1 protein-coding gene is annotated in these 771 nt (G+C 35.8%); it reads left to right on the top strand.

Annotation, left to right across the window (positions count from 1 at the left end):
- A partial coding sequence (locus A9G34_RS09990) for a hypothetical protein (protein ID WP_218055725.1) occupies positions 1–640 on the top strand: 640 nt, incomplete at its 5' end.
- Positions 641–771: the final 131 nt, after the last annotated feature.

Raw genomic sequence — 771 nt, 5'->3', positions numbered from 1 at the left:
CTTAATATTAGGTAGTAGTTTACTGATGTTATCGTTACTGACAGGGTGCGATTTTACCGATTATAAAACGCGAATTCAAAGAGAAAACGATATTAATAACCCAACAGGAAATAAATCAGTTTGTTTAAGGGTCGGTAAGGTTTATGAAGATATGTATCCTTATACTATTCAATATATTGAAGGCGAAATTGATCCTGATGATGCATGGGATAAAATCGCCGCCAATAATGAGCTTAATTTAAAACTATCCCTCTATGCTAAAGAGGGATTATTTACCGAAGAGCTAGTTGGTCATGATGGCGATAAGCCCCTGTACCGTTATAATTTAACGGAAGAAGGTCGTAAATACGTAGATTGGTGGGGGGGCACTAACTTCTGCTTTGGTCGGGTTGTGGTTGACAAGATAAGAAAGATTGATAATAAGGATAACGGTAAGCGTACTGTCTACTTTGATTTCCATTTAGAAAATGTGCCAAATTGGATAAAAAATAAGGATATTTATAGCTTATATAAAGGTTATGGTGGACTCAAAGAAGGTGTAACTGGACAAATTATTGAAGGTGGTGCTCATTACTATAGTATTTCTTATGATGGTACGTTGCGCTTAAAGATAGGGCTTAGTGGTGCTTATGTTCTGTAATATTGTTTTAATTCATTAGATTACTGTTAAGTTTAAGATTTGCGGGGTAAAAAAGTGTTTCCATACTTACTGTCATACCAATATACAGCTGATACGAGCCATAAGCCGAAGCAGTGACAGAATCGATTAAC

Source organism: Gilliamella sp. Choc4-2, assembly GCF_001690355.1.
GTDB lineage: Bacteria > Pseudomonadota > Gammaproteobacteria > Enterobacterales > Orbaceae > Gilliamella > Gilliamella apicola_A.
Note: the sequence above shows the minus strand (reverse complement) of the source record. Positions and strands in the feature narration are given on the sequence as shown.